The following is a 22,733-nucleotide window of genomic DNA, read 5'->3' on the forward strand; positions in this document are numbered from 1 at the left end:
CCGCCGCCGGCTACACCGTATTTGGTGGCGAACACGCTCCCTACATCTGGTGGAAACTGCCCGAAGGCGAAAAGTCCTTCGACTTCTTCGATCGCCTCCTTGGCACTTGCGAAGTTGTGGGTACCCCGGGTAGTGGCTTTGGCCCCTGCGGCGAAGGCTATTTCCGCCTGACCGCTTTTGGCGACCACGAACAGACCAAGGTTGCCCTGAAGCGTATTAAGGAAAAACTTTAAAAATAAGTTGACTTAGAAAAAAACTTGTTTTACATTTTATGTAAAGTCAGATTCCGAACCAAGAGACTCCTATGAAACAACCAATCGGCCCAGAAATTGCCGTAATCCAAAAGATCAGCGCTGCCATCATTCACGAAAGGAATGTGGAAAAGCTCCTCGACAATGTGCTCTCCATTTTGGATACGGAACTCGGTATGCTCCGCGGCACCTTTACGCTGCGTTTCGGGGATACCCTGAAGATTGAATCCTCCCACGGGTTGGATGATGCCGAAAAGCAGCTGGGCCAGTATCATATTGGTGAAGGTATTACGGGCCATGTGGCAGAAACTCGCCGCAGCCATGTGATTCCGGACCTGCGCAAGGATTCCCGCTTTTTGAACCGCACTGGCTCCCGCAATTACGATAGCCAGGTGGCCTTCATTTGCGTGCCGCTGATTCACGATGAAGACCTCATCGGTACTCTTTCCGTGGACCGCCCGGTGGATGGCGCTACGGACTTGGATCGCGACGTGGCACTGCTTGAAATTATTGCAAACATCACTGGTGATGCTGCCAACGAATGTATTGAAATCCATGCAGAACAGGATGCGCTGCGCGAAGAAAACCGTAAGCTCCGTGACATGCTTTCCAACAATCCCTCCGACCTGGTGGGCAACTGCCGCGAAATGCAGATTGTCTACGAACAGGTTCGCCAAGTGGCTCCTTCCGATGCCACGGTGCTCATCCGCGGTGGAAGCGGTACGGGTAAGGAAATGATCGCCCGCGCCATTGTGAACATGTCGGGTCGTAAGGACAAACCCTTCATTACCTTGAACTGCGCCGCCCTTCCCGAGAACTTGGTGGAAAGCGAACTTTTCGGTCACGAAAAGGGTGCGTTCACTGGTGCAGTGAACCGCAGAATTGGCCGTGCAGAGGCTGCAAATGGCGGAACCTTGTTCCTGGATGAAATTGGCGATCTCACCATGCAGACCCAGGTGAAGTTGCTCCGCTTCTTGCAGGAAAAGACTTTCAGCCGCGTGGGCAGTAACGAAGAACTTCATTCCGATGTTCGCTTCCTTGCTGCAACTAGCCGCAACCTTGAAGAATTGATGGAAAAGAAACTGTTCCGCGAAGACTTGTTCTACCGCCTGAACATTTTCCCGATTTCCATGCCGGACCTGGCAAAGCGCCAGAGCGACATTATCTTGCTGGCAGAACACTTCATCGAAAAGATGAACTTGCGCTACAACAAGAAGGTGGCTCGTTTGTCTACAACCGCCATCAACTTGCTCATGAGCTATCATTGGCCGGGTAACGTCCGTGAACTTGAAAACTGCATGGAACGTGCCGTGCTTACGGCAAGCGACGACTGCGTTCACAGCTACAACTTGCCGCCTTCGTTACAGACAAGCTTGAGCACCGGTTCTGTGATTTCTGCAGAAATGAAGAGCGCTCCGCTGGACGTGATGATGAACAACTACGAACGTGAGCTGATCACCGAAGCCATCAAGCGCCACAACGGAAACCTTTCTGCTGCAGGCCGCGAACTTGGTGTCAGCCCCCGCATGATGAACTACCGCATGAACAAGCTGGGCATCAAGTCCGGAAAGTAAATGCTTCTGAAAGCGGTATCTTGCTTTTGAAAGGTGCTTTTTGAAAATTGGGTTACTAAATCGCTAAAATTTGCTGGTTTAGTAACCTGTTTTTTATACAAATTAAACAGATTTGCTTCAAAACAGGCTGTTGTTTGTTGCAGTCGAAGAAAACAGGGTTACTAAATACTTTTGTTGAGCAGCTTTAGTAACCTCGAATGTTGTAAATAACATCGGTTTTGTTTGAATAAAGTAAATGTTGGGTTACTAAAGTTTTTGAAAAAACTCGTTTAGTAACCTTTTTTTGCGATTTTTATTTCCGGCTCTATTTCCGACTCTATTTTACGGCCCTCCAATATGGGCTTTGGGTGACTTTTGAGGTTGTAGCTCGTTCCAGGTAATGGATAATTTCAATTGTTTTTTATATTTAAAACATGTTCGGATTTTATCGATTTGCTTCTGTTTGCCCCAACCTGAAGGTTGCGGATACTGAGTTTAACACCGCCGAAATTATTCGCTGCGGCAAGATTGCCCAAAATGAGGGCGCCGCTGTGACGGTGTTCCCGGAACTTTGCATTACAGGCTACACCTGTAGCGACCTGTTCCACCAGGAACTTCTGCTGAAGAACTCCCTGCGTAGTCTGCGTGAAATTGCCGATGCCTTCAAGGATAGCGACATGGTGCTGGCCGTGGGCTTGCCCCTGCGTTTGCAGAGCCGCCTTTATAACTGCGCAGCTTTTGTGCAAAGCGGTAAACTGATTGCGGTGACTCCGAAAATTCATTTGCCCAACCAGCGTGAATTCTACGAAAAGAGACATTTCTCCAGCGGTCGCGACTTGTTGAAAGGCGCCGGCGTTTATAGTTCCGCTTGCGCATGTGGCGCCAACTATGGAGCCGTCCGCGCCGAAATCGATGGCTTTGGCGAAGTGCCAGTGACCAACTTCTTTACTGTTAAGGGCGAGGGCTCCGAGATCCGTTTTGGCGTGGAACTTTGCGAAGACCTTTGGACTCCTATGCCGCCCAGTGGTGAACTTGCCTTGGCTGGTGCCAACGTTATCTTGAACCTTTCTGCAAGCGATGCCTTGGTGGGGAAGGGGGATTACCGCCGCAACCTGGTCATGAACCAGTCTGCCCGTTGCATGGCAGCCTACGTCTATGCCTCCGCCGGCGTGCAGGAATCCACCACCGACATGGTGTTCAGCGGCCACCTGATGATTGCCGAAAACGGAACCATGCTGGCGGAAAACAAGAATTATGGTCGTGAATCCGAAATCATCTACGCCGATGTGGATGTGCAGCGCTTGAATATGCAGCGCCTTAGCGAAGGCTCTTTCCAGGATTACGATTCTACTGCAGCATTTGCCCGCGCCGCTTCCTTTGAAAACATCAAGGATATCGATGTTTTGAAGCACCGCTATGTTTGTGCAACGCCTTTTGTGCCCGGAAACATTGAAACCCGCGATATTAACTGCAAGGAAATTTTCAATATCCAGTGCGCAGGCCTTGCCAAGCGTATGGAGGCTTCCCGTTCCAAGCGTGCTGTTGTGGGCTTGAGCGGCGGCCTGGATTCCACCCTTGCGCTGTTGGTTATTGCAGAAACGTTTAAGCTGCTCAAACGACCCGCTTCCGAAATTCTGGTGCTGACTATGCCCGGCTTTGGAACTACCAACCGCACCAAGAACAATGCGGTGGAAATGGCAAACCTTTTGGGCGTTGAACTGCGCACCGTGTCCATCAAGGACGCCTGTATGCAGCACTTCAGCGACATCGGTCATGACCCTGCTGTGCTGAACGTAACCTACGAAAATGTCCAGGCCCGCGAACGCACCCAGATTCTGATGGATGTGGCCAACAAGGAAGGCGGCATTGTGGTAGGTACCGGCGACCTTTCCGAAATCGCTTTGGGCTGGAGCACCTACAATGCGGATCACATGTCCATGTACGCCGTGAACTGCGATATTCCCAAGACCTTGGTCCGTCACGTGGTGGCTTGGTACGCTGACCGCGCCCGCAATTTCTTTGCCGCAGATGTAGCCGCTGGCTCCGCCGACGAGGCTGCTGCTTTCAAGTCCGCCGATGCGCTTTCCGCAGTGCTTCGCGACATCTTGGATACGCCGGTTTCTCCGGAACTTCTGCCTGCCGACGCCAACGGCCAGATTGCCCAGAAAACCGAATCCATCCTTGGCGCCTACGAAATTCACGATTTCTATCTGTACCATTTTGCAAAGTACGGCGCAGAACCTGCAAAGATGCTGTTCCTGGCAAAGCACGCCTTCGCCGGTCTTTATCCCGACGAAGAACTGGAACGCTGCCTTACTTTGTTTGTACGCCGCTTCTTTACCCAGCAATTCAAGCGTAGCTGCATTCCCGATGGCCCCAAGGTGGGTACCATCAGCTTGTCTCCCCGCGCCGACTGGAGAATGCCTTCGGACGCAAGCTTCGGCGACTGGCTCACCAATTCCCTGAACGCAAGCTTTAGGGAATAGCTTGACAAACGTTGTTGGAATTCCAGTCACGGGCAAGAACCTGTAAATTAAGTTATACTTAAAACGTAAATGTATGGTGCGAGTATGTAAATCTGGCCCGAGGAAGTAGATTCGATGAATGGAAAAATTTTTGGAAATAGTTTGGTTAAGTTTGGCTTTGTAGCTTTTGCCCTGGCTTTGGGCCTTGTGGCCTGTGGCGACGGAGGCTCTACAAACGGACCGTCGAATAATCATGAGGGGGCAAATGTTTCTTCGGTTGAGTCTGAAGAAAATTTGCCCAGCTGTACAGAAAGCAGGGAAGGTTTCGTTAACTTTATTAATGGGACAAAGGAAGGTTTTGTTTGCAAGAATCGTAGGTGGGATCATTACGATATGATTGCTGACGTTGAAGAAAATCTGCCTGGCTGTACTGGCTCAAGAGAAGGCCTGTCAGCTTACCTTTATGAAGAAGACCGCGAGTTGAATTGCGTGGAAGGCTCCTGGGATGTTGTTGGCGAGGTTGCAAGCTCCTCTTCCAGTGTCACCCCGGGCACCGACCCGGGATCTAGCAGCTCTGTTGCAAGCAGTTCTTCTATGAAGGCTGTATGGGCCTACTTAAACCCCAAAATTGACTACGGTGAGTTTACTGATGAACGCGACGGCCAGGTGTACAAGACAGTCACCATTGGCACCCAGACCTGGATGGCGGAGAATTTGAACTATCGTTACGTAGGTGTGAAGTACGATTACGATGGTTACACTTCCGACTCCACCAGCTGGTGCTATGATGACAAGGCTTCCAACTGCGACAAGTACGGTCGCCTTTATACCTGGAGCGCCGTGATGGACAGCGCAGCCCAGTTCAGCGTAAATGCAGGAACCAAATGCGGCTACGGTAAGACCTGTACCCCCAATAGCCCCCACCGCGGCATTTGCCCAGAAGGCTGGCATGTGCCCACGAACGAGGGGTACAGCTCTCTGCTCACTTACATTTACATAGATGGATCCAGTTTTCCTGGATCGTTGAGATCCATGAACGGCTGGGGTGGCAGCGAAAATGGTACCGACATGTATGGGTTCTCGGCGCTCCCCGCCGGTTTCATGTGGAGCAGTGTCTCTTTCGAACTTCGGGGCGCCGTCACCTCCTTTTGGACAGCCTCTGAGGACTCTAGCTACAGAGCGTGGAGCCTGGGTCTAAATGTACCAAACTTCGATTTAGGCCAATCCGCCAAGGACTACGGTCGAAGTTTGCGTTGCCTCAAGGACTCAAGTTCCGTAACATCCTCTTCTTCTGTCGTAAGTAGTTCTTCCACCAGTGTTCCTGGCTCATCTTCCAGTGTCATCCCCGACTCCGATCGGGGATCTAGCAGCTCTTCTGCAAAGAGCAGCAGCTCTGTTGCGTCGTCCAGCTCCGCGAAGTCCTCGTCGTCGGTTGCAAGTAGTTCCTCCGCAAAGAGTAGCAGCTCTGTTGCAAGCAGTTCTTCTATGAAGGCTGCATGGGCCTACTTGAACCCAAATATTGACTACGGTGAGTTTACTGATGAACGCGACGGCCAAGTGTATAAAACAGTAAAAATTGGCTACCAAACCTGGATGGCGGAGAACCTGAATTACGCATACACCGGCGTGAAGTACAATTACGACAGTTACACCTCCGACTCCACCAGCTGGTGCTATGAAAATGAAGCTTCCAACTGCGACAAGTATGGTCGTCTTTACACCTGGAGCGCCGTGATGGACAGTGCTGCCCAGTTCAGCGTAAACGCAGGAACCAAATGCGGCTACGGTAAGACCTGTACCCCCAATAGCCCCCACCGCGGCATTTGCCCAGAAGGCTGGCATGTGCCCACGAACGAGGGGTACAGCTCTCTGCTCACTTACATTTACATAGATGGATCCAGTTTTCCTGGATCGTTGAGATCCATGAACGGCTGGGGTGGCAGCGAAAATGGTACCGACATGTATGGGTTCTCGGCGCTCCCCGCCGGTTTCATGTGGAGCAGTGTCTCTTTCGAACTTCGGGGCGCCGTCACCTCCTTTTGGACAGCCTCTGAGGACTCTAGCTACAGAGCGTGGAGCCTGGGTCTAAATGCACCAAACTTTGATTTAGGCCAATCCGCCAAGGACCTCGGTCGAAGTTTGCGTTGCCTCAAGGACTAACGCGATTGTGAGTATAACCCAAAAATCGCTGAAGAAAATCAAAATACATCCAACATGGAATATGGAAAAGGCTCCCAAAGGGGCCTTTCTGTATTTGTAAAGAATTTTTGAATTGTCCGACTTATTGGCGGATTCATAGAATTCAAAATAGGTTGATTTGAAAAGGAGGTTGGTATGAAAAAGATTGTTCTACTGTTGACTTTGTTGGTGGTGGCTTCCTTTGCTGATAAATATGATGAAGCCGCATATTTACTGGCGGAGGGGAGTAAGTTACATGATTCTGGACGCTATGACGAGGCAATTGCCAAATATAAGGAAGCTGATAAGCTAACTCCTAATGACGCGTTTATTTTGTACGAAATTTCATTTAGCAACTACGCAAAGAAAAACTACAAGGACGCCGCAGAGTACGGAAAGCAGGCCTTGTCAGCAAATAATGATCCCATTTTCGATGGTCAGATTATTGGCATGCTGGGTTCCATTTACGACTTGATGGGCGACCAGAAAACAGCCCTTAAGTATTTCGATGATGGATACTCTCGTTCTCCTTGGAACTATATGCTGTCTTATAACGCAGGTGTTACTTGCAACAGTGTGAAAAATGATAGCCTGGCTCGGGTGTGGTTTCTGAGAAGTGCAGAAAATACTAAAACACATGAGACGACTTACGCCTCCTTGATGCAGAACAGCGCTAAACTTGGCCTATGGATAGACTTGTTTGCCTACGGTCTTTATACCAAGTTTATTACTCAGAAAACTGAAATTAAGCAGCAGACTGTAAAGCTTTTGCATCGAATTCCTAAAAATATGGTGTCAATGGACAGTGTAGGAAAAGATGGGAAAAAACACATTTCCATTAATTTGAATCCATCTAATGGATCTGATGTCCACATGGCTTTTATGCTGACAATTGCTACTACTATTGCTGCTGATTCTGTGGGAAATCATCGTCTGTACGAACCTGATTCTAATGGGGAACAACAGTTCCATTTCATGACCACCACTTCCGCCACTGCCATCAAGATCTTTTCGGAATTCGAACAGAAGGATTACGATAGCCCGTTGCAGTCTTTCTACAAGGGCTTGGCAAAGGAAAAACTTATTGACGCCTTTGTCAATCTTTGTTTTGCAGATGTGGACCGTCCTAGCTTTGCCCAGTGGCGCCTGAAGAACGATGAGGATGCTCAGCGCTTCTTTACTTGGTATAACGAAACCTATTTGCCGGAAGCTAGCAAAAAAAATAAGGAAGCCTATGAAAAAGCTGTGGCTGAGTCGAAGGCTTTGAAGGACGCAGAAAAAGCAGCGCAAGGAAAGACGGAAAAACCCGTTCCTTTAAAACCTCCTGCAAAAAATACTAATGGGAAGCCTAAGGGAAAGTATGTTCCTTCCACCAACGCACCTCCCAGAAGTCCTGCTACACGAGGCTAAATTACCCGTGGGTAGATAAAAGAAAAATCCCGGCGTTCACGCAGAAACGTCGGGATTTTTTGTTTAAGGGGTATGCTGGGATTGTCGCGGAACTGGTCCGCGACGTTCCTAGTTATTTAAACAGGTCGTTGTCGCCGTCATCTTCAGCGCCATCGTCTTCTACGGAATCGCAGAAGGGATCGGCGGGGGAGATTCGGCTGGTGCGCTTCACCTTCTTGGCGGTGAACTTGCTGCCCAGAGCCTTATAGCCCTTCACGTCGGCGATTTCGGTCAGGTCCAGTTCTTCCTTCTGGACTTCGCGGCCAACCTGGTATTCCATCAGCTGGCGAGCGTCGTCTGTTGCGAAGAACTCGATCATCTGGGAATCCTTGTGGTCGGAAATCAGGCTGAATTCAGCGGTCATGGGGCAGCCTTCCAGGTTGAAACGCTTGACCATGTAGTTGAAGTTTCCGCCTTCGAAGTACAGAACGGTAAAGACCTGTGCGGGGTCGAACTTGTGGATGTACTTGATGCCGGTACCGATCAAGATCGGGTCGGCCATGTCGTGGACTCGTGCAGTTCCGTTTTCCTTCACGATAAGGATCTTGTCCTTTTCGCCGAATTCACCGATGCGGTCGCCCTTCTTCTGGGTGCTGATGATGCCACTGGGGGCGTCGAAGTACAGCACGCGTGCGCCCAAGGTGCTAACGCCCTTCTTGGTGCGCTTGATGCTCTTGATGGGGTACTTGGTGACGATATTGCCGATGGCGCCACGGCCCTTCACTTCCACGGTGCTGAAATCCACTTCGAAGTTCAGCTTGGTACGGGGGCGGGGCTTCAGGGTGACTTCCACCACTTCGGCTTCGCCGTTCAGGTTGCTGGACAGGTAAAGAATCTTGCTGCCCGGCTTGCCCTTGCCCATGAAGTAGTCCTTGTCGCGGGTAACGCCACCCACGTTGAAGCGCTTGATGTAGGCGGTGCCTTCCTTGCCATCCTGGTGGATGACGTTATAGATATGGCGGTCGTCGTCCTTCTTGAACTTTTCAACCAGGATAATGTCTTTACCGACGAAGTCCTTGTCGCTGACCTTGACCACCTTGAAACTGCCATCGGCCTTGAACACGATAAGGTCGTCGTATTCGGACACGTCGAAGAGGTATTCTTCCTTCTTCATGCCGGTGCCGACGAAGCCTTCCTTGCGGTTCACGTAGAGCTTCTGGTTGGCCAGAGCCACATGGACTGCGCTGACGGTGCCAAATTCGCCGATTTCGGTCTTGCGGTCGCGACCTTCGCCATACTTCTTGAGGATGTTCTTGAAGTAGTTGACGGCGTAGTCGGTCAAATGTTCCTTGTTGTAGTTGACTTCGTCAATCTTTGCATCCAGTTCCTTCAGTAATTCGTCGGCCTTCTTGCGGTCGAAACGGCTGATTCTGCGGACGGGGATTTCTGCCAACTTGAGAATTTCTTCACGGGTCACTTCGCGACGGAGCTTGCGCACATAGGGCTTCAAACCGTCGTCGATCAACTGCACCATTTCTTCGTGGGTCTTGGCCTGCTTGATCACTTCATAGACTTCGTGCTCGATGAAGATCTTTTCAAGGCTGGTCATGTGCCACTGGTCCTGCAGGTGCTTGAGCTGGTTGCTCAGTTCCCAGTCCAGCAGGTGAACGGTGTGGTCCGTAGAAAGCTTCAGAAGTTCGGTAGTGCTACTGAACTTGGGCTTCTTGTCGATAATGACGCAGGAGTTGGCTGCCAAGGTAGTCTGGCAGTCGGTAAATGCATAGAGGGCATCGATTGCCACCTGGGGGTCGGTACCGGGCTGCAGATGAACCAGGATTTCCACGTTTTCGGTGGTGTGGTCCACAATCTGCTTCACCTTGATCTTGCCCTTGTCATTGGCCTTGACGATGGAGTCGATCAGGCTATCCGTAGTGGTTCCGAAGGGAATTTCACGAATGGCGAGAGTCTTGTTGTCTACCTTTTCGATGCGGGCGCGGACCTTGAGGCGGCCGCCGCGACGACCGTCGTCGTATTCGCTGACGTCGATGATGCCGCCGGTAAAGAAGTCCGGGAAAAGCTGGAACTTACGGCCGCGCAGGTAGTCGATGCTTGCTTGGCAAAGTTCCTTGAAGTTGTGGGGGAGGATGGTGGTGGAAAGGCCCACGGCAATACCATCGACGCCCTGTGCAAGCACAATGGGGAACTTGGCGGGCAAGGAAACCGGTTCCTTGGAACGACCATCGTAGTTGGGGATCCATTCCGTGGTTTCCGGGTTGAACATCACTTCTACAGCGAAGTCGGAAAGCTTACCTTCGATGTAACGGGGAGCTGCAGCTTCGTTACCGGTGAGAGGGTTACCCCAGTTACCCTGGGGCTCGATGAGCAGGTTCTTCTGGCCCATGTTCACCAGGGCGCTGTAGATAGAAGCGTCGCCATGGGGGTGGTAATGCATGGTATCACCTACGATACCTGCCACCTTGTGGAAACTGCCATCGTGCATTTCGAAAAGGGTGTGCAGAATGCGGCGCTGCACCGGCTTGAGGCCGTCTTCGAAGTAGGGCACGGCACGGTCAAGGATGGTGTAGCTTGCGTAGTCCAGGAACCAGCCGTTATACAGCTTTTCCAGATGATTTACGTTGGAGAGGCCTAGTGTTTTCTGTTCTTCATCCATGATTACAGCTCCTCAACGGCTTCAGTTCTAAGGTTTTCAACAATAAAGTCCTGACGGCTCTGGGTGTTCTTGCCCATGTAATATTCAAGCATTTTACCCAGGGAAGCGTCGGTAGGCATGGTCACTGTTTCCAGGTGCATGTTTTCGCCGATCAGAAGCTTAAAGTCTTCGGAGTCCATTTCGCCAAGACCTTTGAATCGTGTGATTTCCAGGTCCTTCTTGGTGATTTCCTTGGCGGCGCGGTCGCGTTCCTCTTCGTCGTAGCAGTAGAAGGTCTTGGACTTGTCCTTCTTATGGCGGACGCGGAACAGGGGAGCCTGCAGAATGTACAGGTGCTTTTCTGCCACCAGTTCCGGGAAGAACTGCAAGAAGAAGGTCATGAGCAACAGGCGGATGTGCATACCGTCCACGTCAGCATCGGTTGCGATAATCACCTTGTCGTAACGCAGGTCTTCCAGACCGTTTTCGATGTTCAAGGCTGCCTGCAGCAGGTTCCATTCTTCGTTTTCGTAAACAATCTTCTTGCTCAGGCCGAAACTGTTCAGCGGCTTACCGCGAAGGCTGAACACTGCCTGGGTCTTGGGGTTACGTGCCGTAGTGATGGTACCGGATGCAGAGTTACCTTCGGTAATGAAGATCATGGTTTCGTTCTTCAGCGGGTTCTTTGCATCGGTAAGGTGTACGGAACAGTCACGAAGCTTCTTGTTGTTAAGATTTGCCTTCTTGGCGCGTTCGTTGGCCAGCTTCTTTACACCAGCCAGGTCCTTGCGGAGCTTTTCGTTCTGGTTGATGCGGTCCAGCATTGCCTTGGCAACGGCTTCGTTCTTGTGAAGGTAGTTGTCCAGTTCCTTGGCCACGTAGTCCACGATCCAGGAGCGAAGTGCGGGGCCGTTGGGTGCGGTAGTGGTGCTGCCCAGCTTGGTCTTGGTCTGGGATTCGAAAACCGGTTCCTGGATACGCACGGAAATGGCACCGATAATGCAGTTACGTACGTCGCTGGCGTCGAATTCCTTCTTGAAATGGTCGCGGATGCCCTTGACCACGCCTTCGCGGAAGGCTGCCTGATGAGTACCACCCTGGGTGGTGTGCTGGCCGTTCACGAAGCTAAAGTAATGTTCACCTTCCTGGTTGGAATGGGTGATGGCGAACTCGATATCCTTGCTCTTGCAGTGGATGACGTCGTAGCGGATGGTATCGTCGGTACGGCTGTGCAAGAGGTCCAAAAGACCGTTGGGGCTTACGTAGGTCTTGTCGTTCATGATGAGGGACAAGCCTGTGTTCAGGTAAGCGTAGTTCCAGATTTTTTCTTCCATGTAGGCCGGAAGGAACCTGAAGTTCTTGAAAAGGTCGTTGTCGGGCACGAAGTAGATTTCGGTACCGTTCTTTTCGTTGGTAGCCTCGATCTTGTAGTCCTTGACTAGGATACCCTTGCTGAATTCGGCCTTTTTCACGCGACCGTCGCGAATACTGCGGACAACGAAAGTGGTGGAGAGGGCGTTTACGGCCTTGGTACCCACACCGTTCATACCCACGGACTTCTGGAAGGCTTCGGAATCGTATTTACCGCCGGTGTTCATCTTGCTTACGCAGTCGATGACCTTTTCCAGGGGGATGCCACGGCCATAGTCGCGGACGCGGCAGGCGTGGTCTTCCATGGTGATTTCGATTTTTTTGCCGGCACCCATGGCGAATTCGTCGATGGAGTTGTCGATCACTTCCTTGGCGAGAACGTAGATACCGTCATCGGGGCTCTGGCCGTCGCCCAGCTTACCGATGTACATACCCGGACGCATGCGGATATGTTCGTACCAATCCAATGTCTTAATATTACTTTCGTCGTATTTTACAGTAGCCATATCAATATCTCAAAGCGCTTTTCTGCGATCCTTTTCTATAGGTATTTAAGCGTTTTACTGAATGCTTTCGCTAGTTTTCGGCAATTTTAGGAATTTTTCCGTGTCAAAAACGTGCACATTCACAAATATAACAAAAATTTGCAATAAAAAGTGAAAATTTGTGCACTATATTGGCGTTGATATTTTATCAATAGAACCTTCGGCAGGGGTGGTGATTTTGCTCACGTACCTATTTACTTTATAGGGTGCACGGCGGGGTGGTGCCCAATGTGCGGTAAAGATAGGGTGCTTCCTATTGAAAAAGGAGTATGGAATGTTGGGCAAAAAGTTTGCTACGGGCATAGTGTCCGCACTTTTGGTGGCTGTTTCTGGATGTTTCTCCGTGGCGGCCGCAGATAATCTCACTGTAGATGGTACCACCAGAAATATGCAGGTGTACGCTCCGGCTGGTATCGAGAAAAACCGTCCCCTCATTATTCAGATGCATGGCATGAACCAGGATGCCTCCTACCAGAGGAATGCTGCCAAGTGGGAGCCTATTGCAGATACCGCCCGTTTCGTGGTGGTTTTCCCCAATGGAATTAACAAGGGCTGGGACCTGGGTGGAACCAAGGACCTGAATTTCTTGAAGGCCATCATTAACGATATGTATACCCGTTATGGAATCGACAAGAAGCGCGTTTATGTTTCGGGCTTTTCCATGGGTGGCATGATGAGTTACTACGCTGCAACCAAGATGGCCGACCAGATTGCAGCCATCGCACCTTGCTCCGGTTATCCCCTGGGCGGAGGAACTCCTTCCGGCAGCCGCCCCATGCCTATTATCCATACCCACGGTACTACTGACGACGTGGTAAATTATAATGGCGGCGTAAGCAATTTGAAGAACTGGGTGAACTACGAAAAGTGCAACACCAATTCTACCAAGTATTCCCAGTATCCGGTAGGCAAGGCTTCTTCTGCTGCATCTCTTGAAGTGTGGACGGGTTGCCAGGGCGGTAGCGAAATCCGCCTCATGACCATTGCAGGCAAGGGCCACTGGTATTCCATGGACTTGGCCAGCGTCAATACTTCCGATGAAATCTGGAACTTTGTGAAGCGATTCTCCCTGGATGGCGCTACTGGTGAAGGTGCTCCTGTTACTCCGGCTATTGTTGTGCCGACTAACCGCGATTCCATTTTCAATGGTGGCTTTGATTCTACCGATGTGGCCTGGGACTTGCAGCTGCATAGTGCTAAGGCCGTGGGCGAAATCAAGAATGGCAAGTATGTAATGGACATTGCCTCTGTTGGTGACCAACCTTATTCTGTGCAGTTAATTCAGCATGACCTGCATCTTGAAAAGAATCAGTGGTACGAAGTAAGTTTTGAAGCTAGCGCTGATGCTGCCCGCAAGCTTGAAGTCAACGTGGAACAGCATGAATCTCCGTGGGATAGCTACCTGAAGGAAAAGGGCAACTTCGATATTGGTACTGAAGCTAAGACTTATAAGCTGCAGTTCCAGATGACTGCTGCCACAGATACCAATAGCCGACTGAGCTTTAACGCCGGTACATCAGAAGGCAGGCTTACCTTGGATAACGTTTCTATCAAAAAGATTGAAGCTCCCGCAGTTCAGGAGCCGGTTTGTGAAAGCGCAGATTGTGAAGATCCGAAAACGCAGTCTATCGGTGCTCAGTTGAACCTGATGGACGGCGCAATGCGAACTTATGACGTGTTTAGCCTTTCTGGCGCCCGTTTAGGACAAGTGAAGGCTTCCAATATGTACGGCGTTCGCGCTCAAGTGAAGCTGATTACTCAGAGGGCTGGTGTCTACTTGGTGAAAACCAAGGGGATGGCTGCCTATAAAATCTCGGTGAAGTAATTTCATGAAGTAATTCAAAAGTCCGGCCTTTTAAAGGTCGGGCTTTTTTTTTGAATACTTTGTACAAAAATTTTATCCTTGTACAAAGTAATGAGAATTTCTAAATTTCCGCCCGGATTGGAATTTTACATCAATTGTTTTTGGTGTTTTGGTGTAAAATAGGAAAGGGTGTAACATGAAAAAATGCGTTCTATGGACCGCGTTGCTTTCGCTTGTGGTTTTGCTTTCCGCCTGTGAAGACGCTACAAGTGCTAGCGAAAATTCATCCCAGAATTATGTGAGCCGGGTGGATACCTTGGTTGTCAAGGACACTTTGGTGCTTAAGGATGTCAAGTACGTCTATGACACCTTGGTGAAAATTGATACTATTCATGAAGTGAAAACCTTGGTTCAGATGGATACCTTGGTGGTTCTGGATACGTTGATCTTCAAGGATACCCTGGTAACGAAGGATACTGTTTATTCTAAAGATACGGTTGTTCAAATTGACACCCTTTATTTGAATAGCTCAGTGTATCAGGGCCCAGCCCATGATGCCGTAGGCTACTTTGTCCGCATCCGTGATGTTTTGTCTGGCCTGAGGACGAATGAAAAGGTTGTTTTCTTTATCCGCCATTCCGCTCGTACAGATGACACCAGCATCAATGGCGAACTGACGGACAAGGGCAAGAGCCAAGCTCGAGAACTGGGCCAAGGCTTGAAGGTCTATGGCGATTTTGCCTTTATCAGTTCAAATTTCAAACGAGCTGCGGAAACTTGCCGCTATATCGCGGAGGGCAAGGAACAGGGAAACTTCTCGCTACAACAGTATGCTAATTTGACGGATTCCTGGTATGTGAAGGATACTGATCTTTTGGCTAAGTACAAGTCCGAAAACAATAATCAGGGTGGCTGGCCTGTGTTCTCGCGCTGGGCATTTACTTCCAGATATTCTGACGCGTTCAAGGATATTGACGAGGCTAGCCAGGAACTGATGGACTCTTATTTGGTCCTGGATTACGAAGATATGCCCAAGTACACCATCGCGGTTTCCCATGACCAGCTGCTGGTTCCTTTTGTCGCCTGGGCAACGAATCGTCTGGTGGATTTGCGCTACTATGAAACGAATAAGTGGCTTAATTACATGTCGGGCGTGGCCATGGTCGTGAACGAAACGGGTCATGTCCGCTATATCCCGGTTTACCCTGGTGTGACGGATTTGTATTCCGGAACGATGTAAAAGATCTTTTGGACCCCTTAAAAGGGATCTTTTTTCATTTTACAAAAAAAAGTTTTTAAATGTAGACTTTTTATTTGTAAAAATGTCTACAAAATTACGTTTGTAACGTAAAAATATGTAGCAAATGTAGACTTTTTATTGTATATTTGTGGACGTAAAGATAAGAGGATGTGATTATGGGTACTGCAACTTTAAAGTCTTTCGCTATGGCTTTCTGTGCATCTTTTGTTGCTCAGGGTGCTTTTGCTGCAGATTGGTTCGCCAAGGATAACCTTCAGCCGGGCCACGATCCTAGCATGATTCGTTTTGATGATGGTTATGCTCTCATGACCACCAATAACCAGCTTTCTCTTTGGACTTCCGAAGATTTGGTTAGTTGGAAGGCTCACGGCAAGACCATGACCTCGTTCCCTCAGTGGATTTATACCTACGCTCCCAAGATGGAAGACGTTTGGGCTCCCGATTTGTACGTGATGAACAATGAGTTCCGAGCCTACTATTGCGGTTCCGAATTCGGTGTTCGTAATTCTGCCATCGGTTATACCGCTTCCAAGTCCATTGTGCCGGGTACCGCAGGTTACGGCTGGACTGATCGTGGCCACGTGTTCCATACAAAGCAGGGTGCCGATAGTTATAACGCCATCGACCCCGATGTCATCAAGACCTCCAAGGGCGAATTCTGGATGGCTTTTGGCTCTTTCGGCATGGGTATTCAGCTGATCAAGTTGGACCCCACCACAGGCCTGCAGGCTAGCGACGACAAGACTGTGTATAACATCGCCCGCCGTACCAGCAAGGAAAGCGGTGGCGCCGAAGAAGGCCCCAGCCTCATTGAACATAATGGTCAGTTCTTCCTGTTTACCGCTTGGGACAAGTGCTGCCAGCAGGGTGCAACCATTGAACAGACGACTTATAAGACTGCCTATGGCCGTGCTGATAACATTACGGGCCCCTACAAGGACCGCGCTGGTTACAGCATGACTTCTGGCGGCGGCACTATTGTTCTTGAACGTTATGGTCGTTACGTAGGCCCGGGCGGTGGTGAACCTTTCCAGGATGTGAACCGTGTGCGCTTTGTGCATCACTATTATGACAATGCTGGTGATAAGTACAATCACATCCATATTCGTGATATTGTATTTACCGATGACAACTGGGCCGAAATGGGTCAGCCGTTCTTCGGTCGCTATTTGAGTGCCGAAGCTGAACACGGTGTTTTGACTCGTGCTGTTTCTGGTGACTTGGCTGTGACTCGTGGTAACAAGGCTTCCGGCAGCGAATACCTGGGTTACATCAATACCAAGGGTTCTGTGATCCATCTTCCCATGAACATCATGCAGGCTGGTGAATATATCCTCCGTTACCGCTATGCAAATGGTGGTACCGGAACTGCAACTCACAGCGTGACTGTGAATGGCAAGGCTCAGAATGTGAAACTGCCGTCCACGGGCGCTTGGGGTGAATTCCCGGAAACTTCTGTAGCCATGATTCCTGCAACCCTCAAGCGTGGTGGCAACTTCATTGATGTAAGCCCCGTACCTGATGGCGAAAACTTTGCAGAACTGGACCGTATCGACTTCCTCCGTGTCATTCGCGATACTATTCCGGGTAACGGCTTTGATAACGGTATCCGTGTCCGCTTAAACGAGGATGACGCCCTCGCCATGAAGGATGGCGCTTACGCAATCTTTGAAAACGTGATTACCGACTCCATTGTTTCTAACAAAGTTTCCATTCAGGTGAAGAATGCTTCTGGTAAACTGAGCCTCCGTTCTGGTTCCAAGTCTGGCACAGTACTTTCTGAATGTGACCTAAGCAAGGCTGAAACGGATGAAAATGGCTGGAGTGTGGTGGAATGTTCCGAAATGAAGTCCCAGAAGGGCGTTCAGGACTTCTACCTTACTGCAAGTGGTGTCTCTGGCGAAGTGGCTGTGGGCAACATCATGTTTAAGTCCGCTCCTGTTCCTATGTCCAGTTCCAGTGAAGTCGAGGAATCTTCTAGTTCCCAGCCGTATGCAATTCATTCCTTTGATATTCCGGAAACAGTTCGCTACACGGTGGCTCGCCAAGGTAATGATTTCTTTGTCCGTTTGAACATGATCGGTAAACATCAGGTTGTCTTGATGAACACCATGGGCCAGATTGTTGCAATGAGGTTCATTGATGCAGATGAATTCGGTGCCGAGGTTCGATTTGAAAATCTGCCCAAGGGTCGTTTTGTGGTGAGAGTAAAATAAAAGGGGAGTTGAGAGATGGGGTTGAAAAAGAGTTTGGGGGTTATTGCTGCTGGGCTTGTAGGGCTTTGCTCTACAACCCACGCGGCTAATCCGTTGACTACCAGTTTCTATTCTGCAGACGCTGCAGCGTTGGTTTATCACGACAGCTTGTTTATTTTTGCGGGTCACGACGAACAGGGCCCTGCAGGTACGAACAACAAGTTCTTCCTGATGAATGACTGGCATGTGATGGTTACCGATGACATGGCGAGCTATCATGATTATGGTGCTGTCCTTAACTACAAGACTTTTGCATGGGCCGATGCCAGCGCCTTTGCTGGTCATTGCGAATACCGTAATGGAAAGTTCTACTGGTACGTGGCCGTTCACCACGGCTCCATCAAGCAGGACGAAGGCTTTGCTATTGGGGTGGCCGTAGCGGATCATCCGTCTGGCCCGTGGAAAGACGCTCTCGGTCATGCGCTGATTACGGACCTTACCGAAAACGACGTCAAGCTGAATATTGATCCCGTCATCTTCTATGATGGTGATGACATCTGGATGTATTGGGGCTCCTGGAACGCCGGCCGCCGTGTAAAGCTGAAAGAGAACATGATCGAGCTTGCCAGTAAGCCTGAAGATATCAAAATCAAGGATTTCTTCGAAGCTCCCTGGATGCATAAGTTCCGTGGTAATTACTACTTCAGCTATGCTTCCGGTTATCCCTCTACAACAAATTATTCCATGGCTCCTTCCATCAATGGTCCTTGGACCCAGATGGGGGTGATTAATGCCAAGGAAGACAATTCTGAAACCAATCATCAGGCTATTTTCAAGTACATGGGCCATTGGTACTTTATGCATCATGGTGCCAATTCTCCCGGAGGCTGGACTTATCGCCGTTCCGTGAATATTGATTACCTGTACTATGATCGAGATGGCAAGATTCAGAAAATCGTTCGTACTGATGGTGTAGATAAAGTAAATAACGCCTTAATCAAGGATGGCGGCTACCGTCTTACGGTAAGTCATAGCAATTTGACTTTGCAGGATGATGGTGATATGGTTGTGCAGCAGGTTGCTGACGAAACTGCTGAAAACCAGATGTGGGTTATTGCCCAAGGCAAGAATGCCCGCCATTACACATTGCAGAACTTTGCTACCAAGAAGTATTACTGCCCGTCCAATACTTTGTTGGATACCGTTCGTACCAAGGAAACTCCCTGCGAAATTCGTATTGAAAATGCTTCTGAAAAGAAGGGCTATTACCTTTTCGCAAATTATGATGACGATTATCTCGGTGACGTGCTGAATATTTCCAAGGAGCCTGGTATGCCGGTGATTACTTGGGTTCGCTCTGGAACTGATAATCAGAAGGTCCGCTTTGATGCGGTAACATTGCCCGAGCCGCCGGAATCATCCTCCAGCTCTGCTATTACCTCTAGCAGTTCGTATGATATCGGCAGCAGTAGTGGTACCGCATCCTTTGTTTCTGCTGAAAAAATAGGTAATCCGCAGTTGGTTTCGTTCTCCCGTAATGCTGGAATCCGTTTTTCTGAACCTGTCGACTATATGATGATGGATGTTCAGGGTAACGTTCTCCATAAGGGTTTTGGGGCTGAAATCCCTGCCGCAATAATGAAATCCGGAGTGTTCTTGCTGAAATTCGGCGGAAAAATCCAAAGAATCCGCATGTAATGAGAAATAGGACGCTACGTAGGTTTTTCGTAGCGTTCTTTTTTTATTGAAGTTTTGTATATTAGGAACGTTAAGTAAATGAGGTTTATTATGAAGTTTTCCACAATGTTGACCCGTTCCCTGTTGGCAATGAGCTTTGTCGCTCTTGTTGGCTGTGGCGAAGAAACTGCAGGCTCCAATGGTGATGACGAAGTCGCCTTCGATTGCACTGTTTCCGATGGGATTAAGGTTGTCTCTCCTAAGGGTGGCGAAACCTTTAAGGTGGGTGATACCATTGAAGTCGTTTTTGGCGTTGACGTTCTTGATGGCTCCTTTAGAATTGTGTATCAGACCTCGGATGAAGATAGAGGCTGGGATTTGACTGAAGAGTCTGTTCAGGCAGAAGATCTGAAGATTGACGGAAAGACTTGCAACACCGTTAAGGTTGTGCTGGATGCGGAATATGTCGAACCGTCTAATACCGCCCTCATTAGCGTGATTCCTTACGTCCTAGAAAAGAAGTATGGAAATTCCAAAAAGTTTAAGGTCGTAGAATAGTATCTGCCTTGAATAGTTACTTGAAATTTGAAGATCCTTCTATCACCGTGGCTCTTGTGGGCTGCGGTGGTTTTATTGGTAGCCATCTCTTAAAGGCTATCTTGGAACGCACCCAGTGGCGTGTATTTGGCGTGGACCTGGATTCCTACAGAATTCAGGAACATTTGTCTAATGATCGCTTCGAATTTTTAAGTGCAGACTTGAACGAGCGTAGTGTCGTTGATCGGTTGGCTAGGTACCCGATTGTGGTGAACCTGGCTGCCATTTGTACGCCTAGCCGATATATGGCTGAAGCGGCAACAGTAATCCGCAGTAACTATGATCACCCGGCGCGCTTGGCCGATGCTTGTGCCAAGAGTGGTTCCTGGCTTATCCATTTCTCGACCTCGGAAATTTATGGTAAGACGGCAGCTGATTCTGGTTTGCTTGATGAGGATCGCTCCGAAATTACCTTTGGTCCGGTAACGGCTAGCCGTTGGAGCTATGCCACGGCAAAACTTTTGACGGAACGTTACCTAGTTGGTTTGGAAGGCTTGCGTTGGTCAGTTGTGCGTCCCTTTAATTTTGTTGGCCCCTACATGGATTTCATGCCGGGTGTAGATGGGGAAGGGATTCCTCGCGTGCTGGCAAATTTCTCCTCGGCACTTGTTCGCGGCGTGGCTTTGAAATTGGTGAATGGCGGTGTCGCGAAGCGTAGCTTTACATCCGTTCATGACGCTGTGGATTTTATGTTTTGCTTGTTTAGGGCGGGCGCTGCTGCTGAAGGTCATGCGTTCAACGTAGGCAATCCTGATAATGAATTGACCATTGCGGAACTTGCTTCTCGTATGCGAAAGATTTACGCGAAAATCAAGGGCGTTGATGAGTCGGCTGTACCGCAGCCGGTCGCTATTGATGGTGAAGAATATTACGGCAAGGGTTATGAAGATTCCTTGCGCCGCATGCCTAGTGTGACAAAGGCTGAAAAGATCCTTGGATTCAGGGCTACGACTCCTTTGGATGTTGTGCTGGAAGAATCCTTGAGGTGGTTTGTGGACCATTACCAGGTTGTTGTAAACCCGATGGCGGCGGAATAATGTCCGCAGGAATAATGTCCGCACCTGTTTTCGATACCTTTATTTTTGTTCCTGCCTATAATGTGGAAAAGACGTTGGCGGGAGTTCTTGAAAAGATTCCGGAATCTGTCTGGAAACGTTCCAGAATTCTTGTGATTAATGATGGTTCCAAGGATGGTACGGGAAATGTTGCCCGCAAATATCCTGTAGAATATTTCGCGTTTGAACAAAATAGTGGTTATGGAGCTGTTGTAAAAAAAGGAATTGCCGAGGGGCTGGCAAGTGGGGCGAAATACATTGCTTGCTTGCATGGAGATGGCCAATATCCTGCGAATCTGTTGGATGAGTTTCTTGAACATCTGGAAAATTTCAAGGCTGAGGTCCGTGTTGCTGACGGCTCCGTTGAAAAGCGTAGCTTGGCTCTTTTGCAGGGAAGTCGCCGCGCTGTTGCAGGGGGAGCCAAGGCGGGGAATATGCCTTTGCACAAACGTATTGGCGGAGCCTTCTTGACGGCGCTTGAAAACGTTGCTTTTAAATACAAGCTAACGGACCGCCATAGCGGATTTATTCTTTATAATGCAGAATTTCTCCGCCAGGTAGATGTAGATAAATTAAGTCCCAGTTTCGACATTGACTTGGAATTGATTTCCATTGCAGATGCGAGGTTTGCTTTGGGTGAATTGCCTATTCCCACGGTTTATGCCGATGAAAAATCCAATTTGAATGTGATTAATTACGGCTTACGTTGCCTTCGGTTGGTTTGGCGACGTTTGTGGATGAATTAACGGCTGATTTGATTATATATTTAAGGACATGATCAAGTCCTTAACTTCCGCTTTGAATAACGTTCTTCTTGGAAAGAACGATACTGTTGAACTTTTACTCATGGCACTTTTGGCCGATGGCCATGTGCTGATTGAAGATGTTCCTGGTACAGGTAAGACCACTTTGAGCAAGGCTTTGGCTGCTGCGGTGGGTGCCGACTTTGCCCGAATCCAGTTTACTCCGGATTTGCTCCCTGCTGATGTGACTGGCGGTGCCGTATATAATGCCAAGACTGGCGAATTCAATATTAAGAAAGGTCCTGTTTTTACTCAGATCCTTTTGGCTGATGAAATCAACCGTGCGTCGCCCCGAACCCAGAGTTCTTTGCTGGAAGCTATGGAAGAACGCCAGGTTTCCTTGGAAGGTGAACGCCACAAGTTGCCGGAACTCTTTATGGTTCTTGCTACAGAAAACCCTGTGGAATTCCACGGGGTGTTCCCGCTGCCGGAAGCTCAGATGGACCGTTTTATGGTGAGAATTTCTGTGGGGTACCCGTCGGAGGAAACGGAACTTGATATTCTGCGTTCTCATCGCGAAGGCAGGCCCATTGACAAGGTGGTGGCGGTGACGCGCCCCGAGGACATTCTGAAGGCTCGTGCCCAGGTGATGAAGGTTCATGTGGACGAGTCCCTGGAGCGTTATGTGGTTTCCTTGGTGCAGGCGACAAGAAACGATGGCGGTGTCCGTTTGGCGGCAAGCCCTCGTGCTGGCCTAAACCTGATTCGTATGGCTCAGGCCTGCGCCTTTATGAATGGCCGTGACTTTGTGAATCCCGATGATATCCAGAGGGTATTCTTCCCGGTAATGGAACATCGCGTGTTCGCCAAGGACAGCGCCAATCCTGAAGCTAGCAAGAATATTTTGCAGAGTATACTGAAGAAGGTTGCTATTCCGAAATAGTGAACAGTGAACAATGAAGAATGTTTGTTTGAAAATTTGTTGCTCACCGATCAAAA

Annotated in this window: 15 protein-coding genes; 13 read left to right on the plus strand and 2 right to left on the minus strand. The window is 49.3% G+C overall.

What is annotated here, in order from left to right:
- The 5 genes from MJZ25_08375 to MJZ25_08395 form a co-directional block, all read left to right on the plus strand.
- A partial coding sequence (locus MJZ25_08375) for an LL-diaminopimelate aminotransferase (GenBank protein MCQ2124183.1) occupies window positions 1-233 on the plus strand: 233 nt, incomplete at its 5' end.
- 71 nt (window positions 234-304) lie between these two features.
- The gene (locus MJZ25_08380; GenBank protein ID MCQ2124184.1) at window positions 305-1,825 is read left to right on the plus strand and encodes a sigma 54-interacting transcriptional regulator; all 1,521 of its coding nucleotides are present in this window, start codon (window positions 305-307) and stop codon (window positions 1,823-1,825) included.
- Window positions 1,826-2,238: 413 nt separating this feature from the next.
- The gene (locus MJZ25_08385) at window positions 2,239-4,290 is read left to right on the plus strand and encodes an NAD(+) synthase (GenBank protein MCQ2124185.1); all 2,052 of its coding nucleotides are present in this window, start codon (window positions 2,239-2,241) and stop codon (window positions 4,288-4,290) included.
- A 114-nt stretch (window positions 4,291-4,404) separates the two neighbouring features.
- The gene (locus tag MJZ25_08390; protein ID MCQ2124186.1) at window positions 4,405-6,429 is read left to right on the plus strand and encodes a fibrobacter succinogenes major paralogous domain-containing protein; all 2,025 of its coding nucleotides are present in this window, start codon (window positions 4,405-4,407) and stop codon (window positions 6,427-6,429) included.
- A gap of 174 nt (window positions 6,430-6,603) precedes the next feature.
- Entirely contained in the window at window positions 6,604-7,857 is a 1,254-nt protein-coding gene (locus MJZ25_08395) for a tetratricopeptide repeat protein (protein MCQ2124187.1), read from the plus strand.
- A 112-nt stretch (window positions 7,858-7,969) separates the two neighbouring features.
- Here MJZ25_08395 and MJZ25_08400 read toward each other — a convergent pair whose 3' ends face one another.
- Window positions 7,970-10,507 carry a DNA gyrase/topoisomerase IV subunit A gene (locus MJZ25_08400; protein MCQ2124188.1) on the minus strand — a complete coding sequence of 846 codons (2,538 nt, stop codon included), beginning with the start codon at window positions 10,505-10,507 and terminating at the stop codon, window positions 7,970-7,972.
- A gap of 2 nt (window positions 10,508-10,509) precedes the next feature.
- Window positions 10,510-12,363: a type IIA DNA topoisomerase subunit B gene (locus MJZ25_08405; protein MCQ2124189.1), complete on the minus strand. Its 1,854-nt coding sequence runs from the start codon at window positions 12,361-12,363 to the stop codon at window positions 10,510-10,512.
- A gap of 313 nt (window positions 12,364-12,676) precedes the next feature.
- Between MJZ25_08405 and MJZ25_08410 the strand changes: the two genes are divergently transcribed.
- The 8 genes from MJZ25_08410 (at window position 12,677) to MJZ25_08445 (ending at window position 22,677) form a co-directional block, all read left to right on the plus strand.
- Window positions 12,677-14,227 carry a carbohydrate binding domain-containing protein gene (locus MJZ25_08410; GenBank protein ID MCQ2124190.1) on the plus strand — a complete coding sequence of 517 codons (1,551 nt, stop codon included), beginning with the start codon at window positions 12,677-12,679 and terminating at the stop codon, window positions 14,225-14,227.
- Between the two features lie 175 nt (window positions 14,228-14,402).
- Entirely contained in the window at window positions 14,403-15,446 is a 1,044-nt protein-coding gene (locus MJZ25_08415) for a histidine phosphatase family protein (protein ID MCQ2124191.1), read from the plus strand.
- Between the two features lie 176 nt (window positions 15,447-15,622).
- Window positions 15,623-17,683, plus strand: coding sequence for a family 43 glycosylhydrolase (locus MJZ25_08420; GenBank protein MCQ2124192.1), 2,061 nt, complete (start codon window positions 15,623-15,625; stop codon window positions 17,681-17,683).
- A 15-nt stretch (window positions 17,684-17,698) separates the two neighbouring features.
- Complete coding sequence (locus tag MJZ25_08425; protein ID MCQ2124193.1) at window positions 17,699-19,360, plus strand: glycoside hydrolase family 43 protein; 1,662 nt, start codon at window positions 17,699-17,701, stop codon at window positions 19,358-19,360.
- 90 nt (window positions 19,361-19,450) lie between these two features.
- Window positions 19,451-19,897 carry a hypothetical protein gene (locus MJZ25_08430; protein ID MCQ2124194.1) on the plus strand — a complete coding sequence of 149 codons (447 nt, stop codon included), beginning with the start codon at window positions 19,451-19,453 and terminating at the stop codon, window positions 19,895-19,897.
- An 8-nt stretch (window positions 19,898-19,905) separates the two neighbouring features.
- The gene (locus MJZ25_08435; GenBank protein ID MCQ2124195.1) at window positions 19,906-20,973 is read left to right on the plus strand and encodes an NAD-dependent epimerase/dehydratase family protein; all 1,068 of its coding nucleotides are present in this window, start codon (window positions 19,906-19,908) and stop codon (window positions 20,971-20,973) included.
- A gap of 14 nt (window positions 20,974-20,987) precedes the next feature.
- Complete coding sequence (locus MJZ25_08440; protein ID MCQ2124196.1) at window positions 20,988-21,737, plus strand: glycosyltransferase family 2 protein; 750 nt, start codon at window positions 20,988-20,990, stop codon at window positions 21,735-21,737.
- Window positions 21,738-21,765: 28 nt separating this feature from the next.
- Window positions 21,766-22,677 (plus strand): MoxR family ATPase, encoded by a 912-nt coding sequence (locus MJZ25_08445; GenBank protein MCQ2124197.1) that lies wholly within the window; start codon window positions 21,766-21,768, stop codon window positions 22,675-22,677.
- The last annotated feature ends 56 nt before the right edge of the window (window positions 22,678-22,733 follow it).

The organism is Fibrobacter sp. (assembly GCA_024399065.1).
Classification (GTDB): Bacteria; Fibrobacterota; Fibrobacteria; order Fibrobacterales; family Fibrobacteraceae; genus Fibrobacter.

Bases quoted from the DNA above. Each gene is read 5' to 3' on its own strand.
- MJZ25_08380 (MCQ2124184.1), top strand. From the start codon at position 305: ATGAAACAACCAATCGGCCCAGAAATTGCCGTAATCCAAAAGATCAGC.
- MJZ25_08385 (MCQ2124185.1), top strand. From the start codon at position 2,239: ATGTTCGGATTTTATCGATTTGCTTCTGTTTGCCCCAACCTGAAGGTT.
- MJZ25_08390 (MCQ2124186.1), top strand. From the start codon at position 4,405: ATGAATGGAAAAATTTTTGGAAATAGTTTGGTTAAGTTTGGCTTTGTA.
- MJZ25_08395 (MCQ2124187.1), top strand. From the start codon at position 6,604: ATGAAAAAGATTGTTCTACTGTTGACTTTGTTGGTGGTGGCTTCCTTT.
- MJZ25_08400 (MCQ2124188.1), bottom strand. From the start codon at position 10,507: ATGGATGAAGAACAGAAAACACTAGGCCTCTCCAACGTAAATCATCTG.
- MJZ25_08405 (MCQ2124189.1), bottom strand. From the start codon at position 12,363: ATGGCTACTGTAAAATACGACGAAAGTAATATTAAGACATTGGATTGG.
- MJZ25_08410 (MCQ2124190.1), top strand. From the start codon at position 12,677: ATGTTGGGCAAAAAGTTTGCTACGGGCATAGTGTCCGCACTTTTGGTG.
- MJZ25_08415 (MCQ2124191.1), top strand. From the start codon at position 14,403: ATGAAAAAATGCGTTCTATGGACCGCGTTGCTTTCGCTTGTGGTTTTG.
- MJZ25_08420 (MCQ2124192.1), top strand. From the start codon at position 15,623: ATGGGTACTGCAACTTTAAAGTCTTTCGCTATGGCTTTCTGTGCATCT.
- MJZ25_08425 (MCQ2124193.1), top strand. From the start codon at position 17,699: ATGGGGTTGAAAAAGAGTTTGGGGGTTATTGCTGCTGGGCTTGTAGGG.
- MJZ25_08430 (MCQ2124194.1), top strand. From the start codon at position 19,451: ATGAAGTTTTCCACAATGTTGACCCGTTCCCTGTTGGCAATGAGCTTT.
- MJZ25_08440 (MCQ2124196.1), top strand. From the start codon at position 20,988: ATGTCCGCACCTGTTTTCGATACCTTTATTTTTGTTCCTGCCTATAAT.
- MJZ25_08445 (MCQ2124197.1), top strand. From the start codon at position 21,766: ATGATCAAGTCCTTAACTTCCGCTTTGAATAACGTTCTTCTTGGAAAG.